Origin of the sequence: Selenomonas sp. CM52 (assembly GCF_000292955.1) — a bacterium.
Taxonomy (GTDB): domain Bacteria; phylum Bacillota; class Negativicutes; order Selenomonadales; family Selenomonadaceae; genus Selenomonas.
In genome coordinates this window covers 112,208-129,664 of sequence record NZ_ALNM01000012.1, presented here as the reverse complement: position 1 = coordinate 129,664, position 17,457 = coordinate 112,208, and the positions used below count along the sequence as shown (strand labels likewise).

At 43.0% G+C, this 17,457-nt stretch carries 18 protein-coding genes; all 18 read left to right on the top strand.

Translation table 11 applies throughout. The features are described 5' to 3' along the window. Window positions 1-4: 4 nt before the first annotated feature. The 18 genes from HMPREF1153_RS02485 to HMPREF1153_RS02400 all read left to right on the top strand — a co-directional run bounded on the left by HMPREF1153_RS02485 (window position 5) and on the right by HMPREF1153_RS02400 (window position 17,454). Window positions 5-1,369 carry an O-antigen ligase family protein gene (locus HMPREF1153_RS02485; RefSeq protein ID WP_198003310.1) on the top strand — a complete coding sequence of 455 codons (1,365 nt, stop codon included), beginning with the start codon at window positions 5-7 and terminating at the stop codon, window positions 1,367-1,369. Window positions 1,370-1,405: 36 nt separating this feature from the next. Next, window positions 1,406-2,353: a hypothetical protein gene (locus HMPREF1153_RS12115; RefSeq protein WP_009645252.1), complete on the top strand. Its 948-nt coding sequence runs from the start codon at window positions 1,406-1,408 to the stop codon at window positions 2,351-2,353. A gap of 41 nt (window positions 2,354-2,394) precedes the next feature. Continuing rightward, on the top strand, window positions 2,395-3,717 hold the full coding sequence (locus HMPREF1153_RS02475; RefSeq protein ID WP_009645394.1) for an AAA family ATPase: 1,323 nt from the start codon (window positions 2,395-2,397) through the stop codon (window positions 3,715-3,717). Then, on the top strand, window positions 3,707-4,306 hold the full coding sequence (locus HMPREF1153_RS12110; protein WP_050992503.1) for a hypothetical protein: 600 nt from the start codon (window positions 3,707-3,709) through the stop codon (window positions 4,304-4,306). The genes HMPREF1153_RS02475 and HMPREF1153_RS12110 overlap by 11 nt, the downstream gene beginning before the upstream one ends. Before the next feature lie 44 nt (window positions 4,307-4,350). Continuing rightward, entirely contained in the window at window positions 4,351-5,418 is a 1,068-nt protein-coding gene (locus HMPREF1153_RS02465; protein ID WP_156810535.1) for a glycosyltransferase family 4 protein, read from the top strand. Between the two features lie 75 nt (window positions 5,419-5,493). Next, window positions 5,494-6,468, top strand: coding sequence for a glycosyltransferase (locus HMPREF1153_RS12105; protein WP_071530750.1), 975 nt, complete (start codon window positions 5,494-5,496; stop codon window positions 6,466-6,468). A 47-nt stretch (window positions 6,469-6,515) separates the two neighbouring features. After that, complete coding sequence (locus HMPREF1153_RS02455) at window positions 6,516-7,430, top strand: alpha-1,2-fucosyltransferase (protein WP_198003308.1); 915 nt, start codon at window positions 6,516-6,518, stop codon at window positions 7,428-7,430. 25 nt (window positions 7,431-7,455) lie between these two features. Further along, window positions 7,456-8,484 (top strand): GDP-mannose 4,6-dehydratase, encoded by a 1,029-nt coding sequence (gene gmd / locus HMPREF1153_RS02450; RefSeq protein WP_009645348.1) that lies wholly within the window; start codon window positions 7,456-7,458, stop codon window positions 8,482-8,484. Next, on the top strand, window positions 8,481-9,392 hold the full coding sequence (locus HMPREF1153_RS02445; RefSeq protein ID WP_037369535.1) for an NAD-dependent epimerase/dehydratase family protein: 912 nt from the start codon (window positions 8,481-8,483) through the stop codon (window positions 9,390-9,392). Before gmd ends, HMPREF1153_RS02445 begins: the two co-directional genes overlap by 4 nt. A gap of 45 nt (window positions 9,393-9,437) precedes the next feature. Then, entirely contained in the window at window positions 9,438-9,845 is a 408-nt protein-coding gene (locus tag HMPREF1153_RS02440; RefSeq protein ID WP_009645412.1) for a hypothetical protein, read from the top strand. Between the two features lie 17 nt (window positions 9,846-9,862). After that, window positions 9,863-10,423 (top strand): acyltransferase, encoded by a 561-nt coding sequence (locus tag HMPREF1153_RS02435; RefSeq protein WP_009645373.1) that lies wholly within the window; start codon window positions 9,863-9,865, stop codon window positions 10,421-10,423. A gap of 106 nt (window positions 10,424-10,529) precedes the next feature. Next, complete coding sequence (locus HMPREF1153_RS02430) at window positions 10,530-11,615, top strand: DegT/DnrJ/EryC1/StrS family aminotransferase (protein ID WP_009645303.1); 1,086 nt, start codon at window positions 10,530-10,532, stop codon at window positions 11,613-11,615. Window positions 11,616-11,716: 101 nt separating this feature from the next. After that, entirely contained in the window at window positions 11,717-12,706 is a 990-nt protein-coding gene (locus HMPREF1153_RS02425) for a hypothetical protein (protein ID WP_009645391.1), read from the top strand. A 60-nt stretch (window positions 12,707-12,766) separates the two neighbouring features. Then, window positions 12,767-14,578 carry an HAD-IIIC family phosphatase gene (locus HMPREF1153_RS02420; RefSeq protein WP_009645295.1) on the top strand — a complete coding sequence of 604 codons (1,812 nt, stop codon included), beginning with the start codon at window positions 12,767-12,769 and terminating at the stop codon, window positions 14,576-14,578. Further along, window positions 14,575-14,988 (top strand): MaoC family dehydratase, encoded by a 414-nt coding sequence (locus HMPREF1153_RS02415; RefSeq protein WP_009645406.1) that lies wholly within the window; start codon window positions 14,575-14,577, stop codon window positions 14,986-14,988. Before HMPREF1153_RS02420 ends, HMPREF1153_RS02415 begins: the two co-directional genes overlap by 4 nt. After that, window positions 14,988-15,722, top strand: coding sequence for an SDR family NAD(P)-dependent oxidoreductase (locus tag HMPREF1153_RS02410; RefSeq protein ID WP_037369532.1), 735 nt, complete (start codon window positions 14,988-14,990; stop codon window positions 15,720-15,722). The genes HMPREF1153_RS02415 and HMPREF1153_RS02410 overlap by 1 nt, the downstream gene beginning before the upstream one ends. 31 nt (window positions 15,723-15,753) lie before the next feature. Then, window positions 15,754-16,002: an acyl carrier protein gene (locus HMPREF1153_RS02405; RefSeq protein ID WP_009645400.1), complete on the top strand. Its 249-nt coding sequence runs from the start codon at window positions 15,754-15,756 to the stop codon at window positions 16,000-16,002. A gap of 3 nt (window positions 16,003-16,005) precedes the next feature. Beyond that, complete coding sequence (locus HMPREF1153_RS02400; protein WP_009645349.1) at window positions 16,006-17,454, top strand: MBOAT family O-acyltransferase; 1,449 nt, start codon at window positions 16,006-16,008, stop codon at window positions 17,452-17,454. Window positions 17,455-17,457 lie beyond the last annotated feature (3 nt).

Sequence of the window (17,457 nt, the reverse complement as noted above, 5' to 3'; positions counted from 1 at the left end):
TTATTTGGGAATCATCTTGATGCCGTTTATTGGTACTATCGCTATTACGAAAAAAATATTTTACCCATTAGGTTCAGGTTTATTTTTGTTCGCTTTGATTGGAAGTTTTTTTTGGCTTATTCGACGTCGGCGTATAGAAATTCCGTCTCAGCGAGTTCTTTGGTTTATTATGGTTTTTGTAATATTTTATTTTATCTCGGGAGCCGTCAATCTTCCTTCAATGTTTCGATCTGTATGGCAGGGAGTGCAAGGTATTGAGCGATATCTGTTATCTATGGGTTTGTGGAGTGTAGAATTTATTTCTTTACTGTATATGTATAATATATATCTATCAGAAAAGAACGCTAGGGAACGGATCTCTTTTTTTCTTTTGATTTCCTTCTTCTTATCGGCGGGTTGCGGAGTTGTAGAATTTATATCAATCCTTGGCAATAATGCCGCAACGGAAGTCCTGTCTGGGATAGATTCGCTGTATCGTGGGGAACTTTTCCGGCAACCTTTCAGAATTCAATCTTTTGCCAGTGAACCTTCTCAATATAGTGTATATTTGGTCGTTATTTTTCCACTTCTGTTATTTAAATTAATCAAAAGCAAACACATTTTGTTTTATGCTTTATCGTTGGTTCTTTTCTTTGTTTTACTGTTTGCAACATACTCACGGACAGGTTATTTCATTATTTTGATAGAATTCTTTGGCTTTTGCTTTTTTTTTCGCAGGGAAATCCGATGGGAAAAACTTTGCATGTTTTGCTTGATGCTTTTTCTAATATTGGGAGGTGGGGGAAATCTTGTTGGAGATGCAATAGGAGGAAGTGAGCGGGTCGTAGAGATGTTTGCTACACTTTTATCTAACGATATCGTATTTTCTAATATGTCGAATATGGCTCGTTTTGGAGCAACGATGGCAGCCATGGGGATTTTCCAAGATCATATTTTTTTTGGTGTTGGATATGACCAATTTGCCTTTTATGCAGCGAACTATTATCCAGACTGGGCATATATGAGTATCGAAATTGTAGATTGGAGTACAAATTATAGTGGGAGGGCTGCTTGGCCGCCAGCCTTCAACTACTATGTACGGCTACTAGCAGAAGTGGGATTTTTCGGAGCTTTGGCTTGGATTGGAGTCTTGTGGAGCGTATGGAGAGAAGGATGGAGAGCTCTGGCGGTTGGCATTGAATATGATTACTTGAAAGTTTATTTGATTATGTTTTTAGGACAAGCAGCAATTCTTTTTAATACTTCGGACATAAGCATCACTAATATCTTTGTTGCTGCAGTTATACTAGCAGAAACAAGAAGGCTTCAACAAGAAAGTTTCAAAAAGAAAGAGGGATTATCAGACAAGTGTGGAATAACGAAGAGATGAATGGATTTCTTCTCTTTGCTGGTCAGGTGAAGCATCATGGAAAGAATGTTGATTATTGGATATAAACAAGATTATACAATAGATATCATTCCAGATTCGATGAAAGACGTTGTGTTTTCATATAAAGAATATTCAACTACCATTCTTAAAGTGATTCGTCGCTTATGCGTAAGCTTTCGTGTGCCGTATCAGAGAATCTGGTATGCCTGTAAGGATGAGGATTTTTCGAAATATGATATCATTCTCCTGTATGAGTGTATGGGGGCGCCAGAGCTTATTGCCTACATCCGCGAGAGGAATTTGCATTGCCGCATCATCTATTGGCAGTGGAATACGGTTGCAAAAAAAGAAAAGGTTATGCTCTATTCGCCATATAAAGAATTTCTTTCTCTATTGCCGCTACGAGAGCGTTACAGTTTTGAAATCTGGTCATTTGATCGGGGGGATTGTGAAAGGTATGGTCTTTTCTATAACAATCAGGTAGCAATTCGATTCCCTATTGAGAAAGTTTCACCTGAATATGATCTGTTTTTCTGTGGACAGGATAAGAAACGGTTTCCTTTGTTAAACGGAATCGTCGCTCTTGCAGAGGCTTGTCATTTGTCACATCGTATATTTCTCCGACCAGATGCGGGTGTTCATTATCCGCAGGCGGAAGGACTTACCCTGCTTAAGCGAAATTTGCCTTATGTGGAAATGGTGCATAGGTTGCAGCGAGCATCTATTTTGGTCGATCTTGTCCAGAATGGCCAGGGAGGATTGACGTGGCGTCCCTTGGAGGCTATGTTCTATCAAAAGAAGTTGATCACGAACTATCGTGATATTGTGACTTATGATTTTTATTCAGAAAATAATATCTTCATCATTGGGAAAGATCGTTCTGAAGACTTTGCGGCGTTTGTAGCGCGACCGTATCAGCCTGTTTCCGAGAGTATCGTTCAGAAGTATGAGTATACAGGCTGGGTAAAGAATTTCATTCGATAGATATTTGATGCTCAGAACCTCAGTACGGAGGAGATAGAATTATGCGTTTTTGTGTTGAACGTATTGGGAAAATTAAAAAGGCCGATATTGAACTCAAGGGTATCACTGTGATTGCGGGAGAGAATAATACTGGGAAAAGTACAGTTGGAAAGGCGTTGTATTGCATCTTTAACAGCTTTTATCACCTTGATGAACAGATTGAAGAGGCTAGAAGAGACAGGCTGAGAACTGCAATTGCCAGAGTACTGCCTGGTGAATATCTTGTAAGAAGTGATGCAAGAAGGATTCAGTTGTGGCTGGAAAGTAAACCAATCGAATATCCTACATTGGAAGAATATCCGGAATTTAGAAAAATATTAGAGAAAAATATACGTGTTTTTACCCCTGGCGAGGCTAAAGTCGTTGACATTTCTGACGACGATGTGCATAAGATTGGAGAGGAAGTCAAGCGAATACGAAGCATTTCACAGAAGGAAATATATCAGAGAATCCTATCGCAGTGGTTAAAGCGAGAATTTTCCAATGAAGTCAATTGTTTGCCTTTCGTCGATGAAGAGAGTGCGAGACTTAAGTTATCCATACGCGAGGATGAAATGGAGGCAATTATAAAGAATCATCAAGTAATCCAAATATCTGATTTGCGTTCTTTGCAGACGCAGGCGATATATATAGAAAGTCCATTTGCTATGGATTCACTTTCTCTTATTGAGGATGAATTCCATTTCCTTAGACGATCTTCGTTCGAACTGAGGCGCATTGGAGTAGCAGATCATAAGGAGCATTTACTGGGATGTCTGCGCAATAAAAAGAAAAAAAGCGGTGCCGACCAAGTTATGGGAGAGATTCTTGCAGATCGGCGCATGGATAAAATCTTGCGTAAGCTTTCAGAGGCCTGTGATGGTGAAATAGAACTGGGGGGGGATGTCCGTGCTTCATTTCGTTATGTAGGGAAAGCGGGTGTCGAACTCAATTTGGCAAATCTCTCCACTGGAATGAAGGCGTTCCTTCTTATAAAGCAGCTTCTTCAAAATGAGAGTCTGGAGATGAAGGGTGTGCTCATTATGGATGAACCAGAGGTGCATCTGCATCCAGAATGGCAGATTCTCTTTGCAGAAGTGATTGTCTTGCTTCAGAAAGAGTATGATATGCACATTCTGCTGACAACGCACAGCCCTTACTTCCTCCATGCAATTGAGGTATATTCGGCAAAACATAGGATTGCGGATCGGTGCAGATACTATCTGGCGGAGAATGTGGACGGACGCGCAGAACTCAAGAATGTCACGAGAGCGACAGAATTGGTCTACAATAAATTACTTCGTCCATTTGAGATTTTGAAAGCGGAGCAGTATCATGATAGTTAACTTTGATCAGATAGAGATATTTTCAAAACATAAAAAAACATTGCAGGAGACATCGAAGAATGAAACTGGGGGAATTTATATGACGATGTCTCAGAAGAAGGTTGTTTGCTTTGATGATGTGAAGGATGCATACGTTGCTGATTATTCAGTCAGTATGCATCCTTCCTCAACGGATGCTTTGCTTCAAGTGGGGGATAACGTGTACTTTATTGAGTTCAAAGATGGGTTCATGTCACAAAGGAGAATATATGAAGTTTGGAAGAAGATTTACGAGAGTCTCTTACTTTTTTGTGATATAACCAAACTACATATATCAGATACGCGTCGATGTATGACTTATATTTTCGTATATGATGAGGAAGATCATCCAGGCGGCAAGAATCAAAGCCAACCGTCTGAGATTAAAAATCTCGAACAAGACGAAGTTCAGGATAGCCCTAGTCAACGTAAAATCATGGTGAGTATAGCAGATAATATATCCAATAGGAATGCGGATGTGTTTGGTTTGCGGGCAGCATTCAAGGGGTTATATTTTCGTGACGTTCTCACTTATGATAAGAAGAAGTTTTCAGACTCGCTATTAGTGTAAACAATGGAAACGTTTCTGTTCGCAAAGTTTGTTTAAGGAAGTGATTGTGTGGCGATGATGTTTATATGAAAATCGTATTTATTCTACCTCGCCCATATCCTCATGTCGTTGGGGGATACAAGGTCGTATATGACTATGCAAACTATTTAGCAAGAAATCATGATGTGACAATTTATCATGTGGTGAATATGCCTTTTTCTCGTAGCAAAAGACCATCTTTGCTAAAGTATATCTACTTTAAGCTAAGTGGAAGTATTCACTTCGATTGGTATAAATTTTCCAACCCTGTTCAGATGAAATTATGTCATGATTTGCGCCAGATAGAACCCTGTGAGTGCCTGATTGCGACTGCATGGGGGACGGCATATATTGCGCATAGGCTTCGGGCGAGAAAAAAATTTTATCTGATACAGGGATATGAAATATGGGGAGGGGAAGACTGTGAAAATGTTTTTAATTCGTACCGCCTGGAGGGGATGACCAATATAGTCATAAGTACATTCCTCAAGGAAAAAGTGGAAACTGTTGGTGGGAATCCGTGTGTTGTTGTTCATAATGGTCTTGACTTAAAAAATTTTTTTATTAGGCATCTAAATCATGAACGAATGCCTAATAGTATTTTGATGATGTATAATCGACAATTTGAAAAAGGAGCACAAGATGGTATAGAAGCGTTGGTTCTCGTGCGAGAACAAATTCCCGATATAAAGGTGACTTTTTTTGGCGTTGAATCCTTCCCGCAAAATCTTCCTTCATGGATTCGGTATGTATGTAATCCCAAGCGTGAGGTGCTTGTAGAGTTATATAACCAGAACTCGATATTTGTCAATGCGAGTCATACAGAGGGGTTTGGGTTAAGTATAGCAGAAGCGATGGCTTGCGGATGTGCTGTTGTGGCAACGGATAGCGGAGGATGTAGAGATTTCGCTATTCATAATGAGACAGCATTGTTATCGCCTCCTCAAGATCCGAAGCAGTTAGCTTGTCACATTATTATGTTTTTGAGGGATTCTGCATATAAGGAGAAAATTGCAAGTAACGGATATGAAAAAATACAAGAATTTGAAATAGAAAAGGCATGTAGTGCCTTTGAGAAATGTATTTTAGGATGATTTTTATAGGTTAATATAGCTATATCCTGCTTATAATGAATTGAAAATGGGGAGTTAGATTTGTCACAAGAACCAATGATTTCTGTTATTATGCCCGTATATAATCAACAAAATTTTATCGGTGCAGCTATTGAAAGTATACTGGCACAAACATATTCGAATTTTGAATTGATTATTTTAGATGATGGTTCTACAGATGATAGTTTGAAAATTATACGGTCCTATACTGATCCACGCATACGCGTTGTCTGGGGAAAAGGAAATCGAAAACTCGTGCCGCCTCTCAATGATGGTATACGAATGGCGAGAGGAAAATATGTGGCACGCATGGACTCGGATGACATCAGTCTTCCTAGGCGTTTTGAGGAGCAAGTCGGATTCCTAGAAGCTCATCCTGATGTGGATATCTGTGGCACGTTTTTTCGTACGATTGGACGTGGGATTAATTATGTGGCATCATATCCGATAGAACATAATGATATAAAGTTGGCACAGATGTTTTTTTGCTCTTTTGCACATCCAGCAATAATGATACGGCGCTCCACTATACTTGAAAAAAATCTTTTTTATGATGAGGCCTTTTTATATGCTGAAGATTATGATCTGTGGAGTCGTATGGCATGGGAAGGGTGCGTGTTCTATAATATTCCGAAGGTCTTGTTGCGCTATCGTGTGGGAAAATTCCATATATCAAGTGTCCATGGCAGACGCCAGAAACAGCTGACGCATCAAATTGTTGCACGAAATCTTGTGCAGTTCGGATTGGAAGAGATGGATGTGCAGCCTCTTTTGAAAGAGATATGTAGAAGCAGTGAATTAAAAGATGCTCTTCATGTATTCGATATGCTCTTGGAGGTAAACCGTGAACGAAAAGTGTATGATCAAAAGAAATTTGAGATAATGGTTTCTCTTGCCAAGTTTTATTTTTTGTTTGAGTATACCAAGTTGGGTGTGCAGGTACTCTTCTGTATGGATAAGAAGGATGCCTTTCGTCATCCCAAATTGCTTGCAAGGTTATTTGTCAAGGTGATTCTATCTTACATTAGATAGTTCTTGCCATAGGAGAAGTTGGGTGAAGAAATAGTGTTATGATACTAATGCGTTTGGTTGGGGGTCTGGGGAATCAGATGTTCCAGTACGCCATGGCAAGTTCCGTGGCACGCCGTGCTGGAGAAATTCTAAAACTGGATTTATCATGGATTCGTCAGATGGAGAAAAAATTGTCAGCAGATGACATCTATGGATTGGGGATCTTTTCCTTCGATGAAAAATTTTCTACTTCGAATGAGGTGCAAAAATTTTTACCGTCGGGAAAGTTTTCTGCTAAAATATATCGTGCAGTCAATCGGAGAATGCCCTTTTCATGGCGCAGGGTTCTCGAAGAGGGAGGGATGGGCTGGCATCCGCAGATTATGGAAATACGGCGTTCCGTATACTTTTATATGGGATACTGGCAGAGCGAAAAATATTTCTCTGACTTTATCCAGGAGATACGAAAGGATTTTACTTTTCGTGAAGAGGTTCGCCAATCCATCGAGGAAAGACGTCCGATTGTAGAGAAGATCAGAAAGTCTGATGCAGTTAGTCTGCATATCCGACGGGGTGACTATGCGCAGAATCCGGCACTCGGTGAAATTTTTCTCTCTTTCACCATGCAGTACTATATTGATGCAGCGAGATATATCTCGGAGCGAGTGAAGACGCCTGTCTTCTTTATTTTCTCGGATGACATTCCTTGGGCGAAGGAAAATCTGCCGCTTCCCTATGAAGTTTGCTATATTGATGATAATATCCAAACTAATGAAAGGGAGATTGGTCATAAGTCCAAAGGGTACGAGGATATGTATCTGATGACGCAATGTCAACACAATATCATTGCAAACAGTTCCTTTAGTTGGTGGGGTGCATGGCTGAACCACAATCCGAATAAGATTGTGGTTGCTCCGAAGAAATGGTGCAATGGAAGTTTTAATTATGCGGATATTGTTCCCGAACAATGGGTGAAGTTATAAAAATTTGGATGAGTGGAGGACGAAGATGAAAAAAGCATTTATTACAGGGCTTACGGGGCAAGATGGCTCCTATCTTGCGGAATTCCTGTTGGAAAAAGGATATGAGGTACATGGCATTGTCCGCCGTGCGAGTGTGTTCAATACGGCTCGTATAGATCACTTGATGAAGGATATTCACACGTATCATGGCGATATGATTGATTCTTCCAATCTCAATCGTCTGATGGAAAGGATTCAGCCAGATGAAATTTATAATTTGGCGGCACAGTCTCATGTGCAGGTGTCTTTCGATGTGCCGGAATTTACAGCAGATGTCGACGGACTGGGGACTCTTCGGCTGCTTGATACGATTCGAGAAATGCGCAGCAATACGCGCTTTTATCAGGCATCGACCAGTGAACTCTTCGGAGGGCTCCCCGAGACGGCACCGCAGAGTGAGAAGACGCCGTTCTATCCGAAAAGCCCGTATGGCGCAGCAAAGTTGTATGCATATTGGATTACGGTGAACTTTAGAGAAGCCTACGATCTGTATGCGTGCAATGGCATCTTGTTCAACCATGAATCTCCACGGCGTGGCGAGACTTTTGTGACGAAGAAGATCACGCGTGCCGTCGCTCGCATTGCACAGGGGAGACAAGATAAGCTTTCTCTTGGCAATTTGGACGCGAAGCGTGATTGGGGGTATGCAAAGGATTATGTCGAGGCGATGTGGCTGATGCTGCAGCAGGATAAGCCGGATGATTTTGTCATTGCGACGGGTGAAACGCATACGGTACGAGAGTTTACGGAACTGGCTTTCCGTCATATCGGTGTGGATCTCGCATGGGAAGGAGATGGTGTTGAGGAAAAGGCATATGACCGCAAGACGAATCGACTTCTTGTTGAGGTAGATCCGAAGTATTTCCGTCCTGCCGAGGTCGAGTTCCTATGGGGCGACCCGGCCAAAGCGAAAGAGAAGCTTGGATGGACGAACAAGACGAGCTTCGAACGTCTTGTGGAGATCATGATAGATTACGATATGAAATTTGATAATTATGGTGGTGATCACAAATGATTTTATTGACAGGTGCAACGGGTTTCCTTGGAAAACGAGTGGCTAAAAAATTGGAAGCACGCGGTTTAGTTTTTCACCCGACATCGCTTTCGCTGGGGACAGATCTGAGAGAGTTCTCTGCCGTTCAAAAGCTATTTAAAGAAGTGAAGCCGGAAAAGGTCATCAACTGTGCAGCTTATGTCGGCGGTATTCAGTTCGGCTATAAGCATCCTGCCGAGCTTTTCCGCAACAATCTCCTGATGACGATCAATCTCTTGGAGGCGTGCAGGGAGTTTTCCGTCGGACGCTTGGTCAATCCCATTTCGAATTGTGCCTATCCGGCACGCGCCACGTTCTTCAAGGAGAGTGAGTTCTGGGAAGGCGAGCTTCATGAATCAGTGATGGTCTATGGTCATGCACGCAAGACCTCATGGGTCGGTGCCTGGGCATACGAGAAACAGTATGGCCTTGACTCACTTAATCTGATTCTTTCCAATATGTATGGTCCGGAAGATCACTTTGAGGAGGAGCGGTCTCATGCGCTCGGCGCTCTCGTCATGAAGATTGTCAAGGCAAAGCGAGAGAACCTTCCTGAGGTTATTGTGTGGGGTTCGGGAGAGCCCGTACGTGAATGGCTCTACGTTGATGATGGTGCAGAAGCGATGGTTCGCGGGCTTGATGCGCCGCATTCGGAGCAGCCGGTGAATATCGGTGTAGGTAAGGGAATTTCCATCATCGATATGGCGAAACTCATCCAAGAGGATGTCGGCTATGCGGGCGAACTGAAACTCGATCCCTCGAAGCCGGATGGAGCTCCGTATAAGACAGTGGACGGCAGCAAGGGGCGTGCCCTCCTTGGTTGGAGTCCGGAGAAAGATTTCCGAGCGGGGATTCGTGAGACAGTGCAGTGGTATCTTGAAAATTGCTGAAAAATAGTCTGTGTTTGTACGGTTTTGTAGAAATGAGGTATATGCATGAAAATGGTACAGTCCCCAAGTGGGAAGATTTTGGCGAAGCATATCACAGCGGACGATATTCAGGATGGTCTGGGCTTCTTCTCGGATGACGCGGACTTCATTCAAGTTGGAACATGGCGCTACGAAGCAGGCAAGGATTTGCTCGCACATCAGCATAATCTTGTAGAGCGTACGGTTGAACGCACACAAGAGGTGCTCGTCATTCAAAAAGGTTCGATTCAAGCAAATATTTTCGATGAGGATGAAGCACATACTTTGCTGGAAAGCTTTGTCGTCAAACAGGGCGAAATTTTGGTCTTGCTCAATGGTGCGCATGGTTATAAAATATTGGAAGACGGAACACAGGTCGTGGAGATTAAGAACGGCCCCTATCTTGGTGCTGAGACGGATCGGGTTCGTATCTGATCTTTGGAGGTACAGCTATGCCGTATACGGATTTGGAATATAAATTCAAGAAGATTGGCAAGAACGTTCAGATTGGGCGCAATGTATATTTCCGCTACCCAAGTGAGGTGGAAATCGGCGACAACGTCATCATTGATGATTTCTGCTACTTTACGACCAGTGTGAAAATCGGAAACTATTGCCATATATCGCCTTCCTGTTCTGTTATTGGTGGGAAGGCCGCGTACTTTGAAGTCGGTGATTATTGCGGTATTGCTGCGGGCTGCCGTATTGTTTGCGGATCGGACGACTTCTTGGAAGGTTTTGGGAATGCAACAATTCCTATTAGTTTCAGACCGAAATGTCAAGTAGCTAAAGTTGTCATAAAAAACCACGTGATTGTTGGATCAAACACTGTGATTTTACCGAATGTTATCCTTTCTGAAGGATCGGCAGTTGGAGCATTATCGTTAATAAATAGATCGACAAAAGAATGGTATTTGCATCTGGGAAATCCGGCAAGGGCGATGGTGCCGAGGAATCGTGAAGAAATCTTGGCGAAGGAGCAAGAATTTCTAGAAAGCAATAGGGAATCCTAATATCCTTGATGATCTGAGGATGTTACGTTTGTGTTTGATAGCTGATTTTTAATTAACACAGCCGTATATAAGTTTTAATGTAAAGACGTTTTATAGGAGAATACAAATGGATAAGTTTATTAATCAGATGGAGCCGTGGTTTGATGAGGCAGAAGCGAATGCCGTACATGAGTATATGAAATCCGGTGGCTGGGTGACGGAGTTTCGCAAGACGCGCGAATTTGAAGACCGCATCGCCGAATATACAGGGGCAAAACATTGCTCCGTAGTTGCAAATGGTACGGTAAGTCTTTCAATCGCATTGATGGCTTGCGGCGTGCAGAAGGATGACGAAGTTATCGTCCCTGATTATACGATGGTTGCGACACCGAACTCTGCGGAGCTGATCGGTGCGAAGGCTGTCTTCGTTGACATTGATCGTCGGAATCTCTGCATGGACTTTGAGAAGATGAAGGCGGCAATCACACCGAAGACGAAGGCCGTCATACTCGTGACCATCAATGGACGTTATCCGGAAGAGATCGAGCAGTTTGCAGTGTTTTGCAAGGAAAAAGGGCTTTGGCTGATTGAAGATGCTGCACAATCCCTTGGTTCGCGTGTCAATGGAAAGCATCTCGGGCTTTTTGGTCATATTGGCAGCTTTTCGTTCAGTGCGCCGAAAGTCATTACGACAGGGCAGGGCGGTGCACTGATAACAGACGATGCGGAGCTTTTCGATCGTATCAAGAAGATTCGCGATTTTGGTCGCTCGCAGGGCGGCATGGATCATTATCTCATCAAGGGATGGAACTTTAAGTTCACGGATTTGCAAGCTGTTGTCGGTTTGGAGCAGATGAAGAAGCTTGCATATCGTGTCGAACGCAAGAAGGAGATTGGCAAGCTGTATGAAAAACTGCTTGCTGATGTCAAGCAAATTGAGTTTGTGCCGACGAACTATGACAATACGACGCCGTGGTTCATCGATATCCTCGTAGAGGATCGCGAAGGATTGAAAAACTATCTGAAGGAGCATGGCGTCGGATCGCGTGATTTCTATCCGCCGCTTCATGCAGAACCTGCCTATGGCTATGAGGGAAGCTACCCTGTGACGGAAGAGATTTCACGCAAAGGGCTTTGGCTTCCGTCTGCGGCACAATTGACAGATGAGGAAATTATGGAAGTCTGTGTGCACATTAAAGCATATTTTTCTTGAGCCCTCGATTCGTTTATGGAGATCCTGCCGTATTTTATGTGAAGGAGTGCGGCAGGAACTTTACATGCTGAAGAATTCAAATACTTTTGGGGAGAATATCTGTGAAACAGTATGTGAAAAGACTTGTTTTTATTACAGCGTGTTTATTGTTGACCTTGATGGGATATAATTACATAGTTGACGATTATGGATTTTTTAGGGGTGATTACTCGACACCGAAATTGGGAGCACCGGAACATTACGTTAAAATGAAGTTTTTGCTGCAAAACCCCAAAAAGTACAATGCGTTTTGTTTTGGACCATCTCGTGTGGGAAGCATAGATCTCACGCGTATTCATAATGGGAATACTTATTATAATATGACATACGCTGCTGGTCTTCCCTATGAGTGGCTGAATGATATGAAACAACTCATTGCAGGAGGGGTTGAGATACGGCAGATCCTTCTTGGCGTAGATAATGTATCTTATTGGGGAGATCCCAAAGTGAATGAGAAGAATTTTTTGCGTAGACCCTATAAGGAATATGATTGGGAGCAGTATGTATGGCTCTTATTGCAAAAGCCATCGATTGTCTCGACGAAAACTAGGGGGACGATGTTTGATATTTACGGTACGGGAAGGCCTTTTCACTATATAACAGAGAAAGAGATAGAGAAGGATCCCCAGAAATATGCAGATAACCTCCGCTATGTTTCAACGCGAGGCTCCGGCAATCGAATGGATGAGGCAATGCATGAAATACAGGAGATCAAGGATTTGGCTGATGAGAATGGGATTGATTTGATTGTATTTATCAATCCGATGAGTAGAGTGAACTACTTAGAGATTGATCTTGATGAGTTTAATGAGTTTAAACGAAGACTGGCCGAGATTACAGGATATTATGATTTTAGTGGGTTGAATGAGATCGCGGTAGATAACCATAACTATTATGATACAGCTCATTATCGGCCGAATGTAGGGGATAAGATTGTTGATCGTATCTTTGGAATGGAAGAGAGTTTCCCTCGTGGATTTGGCGTTTGGGTGACGAAGGACAATATAGAAGAACATATTTGTGATTTGGAAAATGAATTAAACTCTTACTAAGGCTCTGCGATAATGGATCAGCGCTGTATAATGATGTGATTTCTTAAAGGAGGCGGTTGTATGCAAACTGATTTACAGAAAATATTTACCTATCCGTACGACAATAATCTTCTGATACGAAAGCAAAAGAGCATCCGACGGGAATTGCTGGCGCGAAAGTGTGTGGGATATATTGATAAGCGGATTGCTATCCTTTGTGGCTCGACGACCGATGACATCAAGAATGTTTTAGAACTCTTTCTCTTAGAGGCAGGAATTCGACCGCAGTTCTATCAATCTGAATACAACAAGTACTATGAGGATGCCGTTTTTGGAAACCCAGAAATGGAGGCGTTTCAGCCAGAGATTATTGTTGTATTTACGAGTGTGGTAAATATTTTGGCACGACCCGTGCTTGGTGATAGTAACGATGCGGTTCGAGACAAACATGATGCAGAGATGAAGCGCTTTACACAGATTTGGGAGAAACTCACTGCGCAGTATCCCGCTGCAATCATTATACAGAACAATATGGAGCTTTCCTACGAGACGGGGCTTGGCAATTTGGATGTAGTCGAATCCTATGGCATGACGCGATTTATTGAGCAGCTTAACCGAAGCTTTGCTGACTATGCTGCGATGCATGATAATTTCTACCTGCACGATCTGCATGGGCTTGCGGCACGCATTGGGCTCTCCAAATGGCATGACCGTTTCCAGTATTATGCTTATAAACTTGCGATGAGTTATGATGTGATTCCTGAGGTTTCTCTCGGCTTGGCTAAAATCATCAAAGGGGTTCTGGGGAAAAATAAAAAGTGTCTCGTTTTGGATCTCGATAATACGCTTTGGGGCGGCATCATTGGTGATGATGGCATGGAGAATATTGAGATTGGGCACGAAACACCGACGGCTGAAGCATATACTGCATTTCAGCAATATGTCTTAGATCTGAAAGAGCGTGGCGTTATCTTGGCGATTTGCTCCAAAAATGAGGAGGAAGTTGCCAAGACAGGATTTGATCACCCGGACAGTGTGCTTCATGTGGATGATTTTGTTTCGTTCCATGCGAATTGGGAGCCGAAAAACCGAAATATCAGAGCGATTGCCGAGGAAATCAACATTGGAACAGACAGCCTCGTGTTTATTGATGACAACCCTGCAGAGCGACAGATTGTGCGCGATACGATGCCAGAAGTGGCAGTACCAGAAGTTGATCCTGTGGATGTTTTTTCTTACATTCGGGCACTGGAGGGGGCTGGCTATTTTGAGCCAGTGGCGATTTCTGAGGATGATCGGAAGCGCAATGCATCCTATATGGAAAATAAACAGCGAAAAGCACTGGCGGGAGCGATGGAGAGCTATGATGATTTCCTGCAATCGCTTGATATGTATGCAGAGATTGATGCGTTTCAGCCGATATACTTTGACCGCATCGCCCAGCTCACGAATAAATCCAATCAGTTCAATCTGACGACTCGTCGCTATACGCGTGCGGACATCGCGCAGATGGCGGCTGAGCCGCAATATATCACCCTATATGGGCGACTAACGGATAAATTTGGCGATAATGGTCTGGTTTCTGTGGTGATCGGTGAAAAAATCGGTAACGTACTGCATATTCGCCTTTGGTTGATGAGCTGTCGCGTTTTGAAAAGAGGCATGGAACAGATGATGCTTGATGTCCTTGTAGAGCGTGCTATGGCTGATAATTGTAAGGAGCTGATGGGTTACTATTATAAAACGGCAAAGAATAAGATGGTTGCAGAGCTCTACGCGAAGTTCGGATTTGAGAAAGTTATGCAGGATGGAGATAATACTGTCTGGAAGATGAACCTCGAAGGATATGAGAAACAGGGACGGTTCATTGCGTTGAAGGAGGTCTCTGGATGAATTGTTCTATCTACGAAGAACTTTTTGTGGGACAGTGTGCCGAATTTACGCGTGAGGTCACAGCTGATATGATGCAGCAGTTTTGTGCTGTTTCTGGTGATAATAATCCGCTTCATGTGAGTGCGGATTTTGCACGGGCGCATGGGTTTCCAGATCGTGTCGTCTATGGGATGCTGACTGCATCGCTCTACAGCTGTCTGGCAGGAGAATATCTTCCAGGAGAGCGCTGTTTGTTGCAAAGCGTGCACAGCGACTTTCTGCATCCCGTATTTATTGGGGATATTCTCACCATAGAGGGTAAGATTACGGAGAAAAATGACAGTGTGCGGCAAATTGTTGTCAAGGCGGTCATTCGTAATCAGGACGGGAAAAAAGTTTCCAAGGCGAGAATTGAAGCGGGGGTGCTTTGATGGGAAACCGATATTTATTGCTTGGAGCCTCGGCTGATCTTTGCTGTGCATTCCTGCAGAGCCATAGTTGGCGGGAAGATGATGAGATCGTCGCCCAGTATTTTCACAATATGGAAAAGCTAGAAAAAATAGCGCGAGAAATTCCTGCACAGATGAGGTTGGTACAAGCTAACTTCCGTGATGCAGCGAGTACGGAGAGTTTTGCAAATGTCCTCAAAGAAGATGGCTTTGTTCCGACACATGTCCTCCATGTTCCTGCTGTACCGATTGAGAATCAGCGATTTACGGAAATCGCATGGAGTGATGCAGAGGGGCAGTTGAATGTTCAATGCAGAGCGTTGATCGTTGTTTTACAGGCGTTTATCAAACAGATGGCTAAGGCAAAGCAGGGAAAGATTGTGATCGGTCTTTCCTCGTGCACGATTAATGTGCCGCCGAAATACTTGTCAAGTTACGTCATGGCGAAATATGCTCTTATGGGACTTGGAAAAACGCTTGCAGCTGAATACGCTCCGAAGAATATTCAAGTCAATATGGTGTCTCCCTCGATGATGGAAACGAAATTCTTGCAGAAAATGCATGAGCAAGTTGTTCAACAGAGCGCTGCCAATAATCCTGCTAAGCGAAATGTGATGCCAGAGGATGTTGCAGGAGTGATTGAATATCTGTTTTCAGATACGAATACCTTTATCACAGGAGTTAATATTCCGGTGACAGGTGGCGATGGATTCTAAATCTTTCAATAATCAAAGGAGTAGATGAATTATGACCAAAGAAGAAATCTTGCACGATCTCCAGCCGATTTTTCAGGACGTTTTCGATGATGAGGATATCGTCATCACCAATGAGAGCAATGCGGAGCAGATCGAGGATTGGGACTCGCTGTCGCATATCCGTCTGGTTGTTGCCATTGAAAAGCAGTTTGATATTAAATTTGCCTTTGGCGAACTGCAGGACTTGAAGAATGTTGGTGAAATGATTGACCTCATTCAGGAAAAGATAGGGGAGAAGTAAGCAGTGCTTTTTAACTCTTATGAGTTCCTGTTCCTGTTTCTTCCGATTGCCGTAGGAGGATATTTCTTCCTCGGTAGTCGGGAGAAAACTTCGGAATGGGCAAATATATGGCTTGTTGGACTTAGTCTGTTCTTTTATTCCTATTGGGATATTAAGTATCTGCCGTTGCTTTTACTGAGTATAGGCTTCAATTACATGGTCAGCGGCTATATCATCCGTTACCGCAAGGAAAAACAAAAGAGAAATGCCAAGATAGTGTTCTTATTGGGAATTGTCTTTAATGCAGCGCTACTTGGCTTCTTTAAGTATACGGATTTCTTTCTTGAAAATTTGAATTATCTGGGGGCACACTTTTCGCTGTTACATATTATTCTTCCGCTTGGCATCAGTTTCTTTACGATTACACAGATGGTCTACCTCGTAGACTGTTATGAAGGTGTGGCAAAAGAGCGTAAACTCATTCATTATGCATTGTTTGTATCGTTTTTTCCGCATCTTTTGGCTGGACCGATTCTCTATCATCGTCCGATGATGAAGCAGTTTAAGGACTCTTCTTTGCGCCGTGTGGATTGGGATAATATGGGGCGCGGACTAAGTCTCTTTATTATTGGTCTTGCAAAGAAAGTGTTGATTGCAGACAGTTTTGTTGCCGTTGTGGCGAAAGGCTTTGCTCATCCGGAGCAACTCACTTTGGTGGATGGTTGGACGATTGCCATCTGTTACATGATGCAGCTGTATTTTGATTTTTCTGGGTACAGCGATATGGCGGTTGGTATTGCTCGAATGATGAATATTAACATACCGATTAACTTTGATGCGCCGTACCGCGCCTATGGCATTATTAACTTTTGGCAGCGCTGGCATATATCGCTGACGACGACCATCACGAACTATCTCTATACACCCATGGTGATGGCGTGTCAGAAAATCACATTTGGTAAGGCGATGGCGGCTACATTTGCATCGATGTTTATTGCAGGAATTTGGCATGGTGCCGGATGGAATTATATTATTTTTGGTTCGCTGCACGGACTGGGTCTCGTCCTCAATCATACATGGAAGAGGTACCATCTCTGGATGTGGAAGCCGCTTGGATATATTTTGACGCTTGGCTTGGTGCTGGTCGCGTTTGTCTTTTTCCGTGCGGAATCTGTTATGGTTGCACTTCAAGTCTTGTATGCAATGATTGGTGGAAATGGAGTTCTTTTACCGCAAGTGGTGGCCAACTTCATGAATGGGCATTTTGATACCAACTTGATGGCTCTTTCTGAATATGATGTGCCTAGAAAAACACTTGTTGTCTTATTGTTAGTGGCTTTTTGCCCCAGTTCGAATGATATTATCAAGAGATTACAACCCAACTATAAATGGGCGTTTGCTCTCGCTGGTATCTTTGTTTATGGAATCATTCATCTCTCGGATGTGACTGAGTTCCTATATTTCCAGTTTTAACCG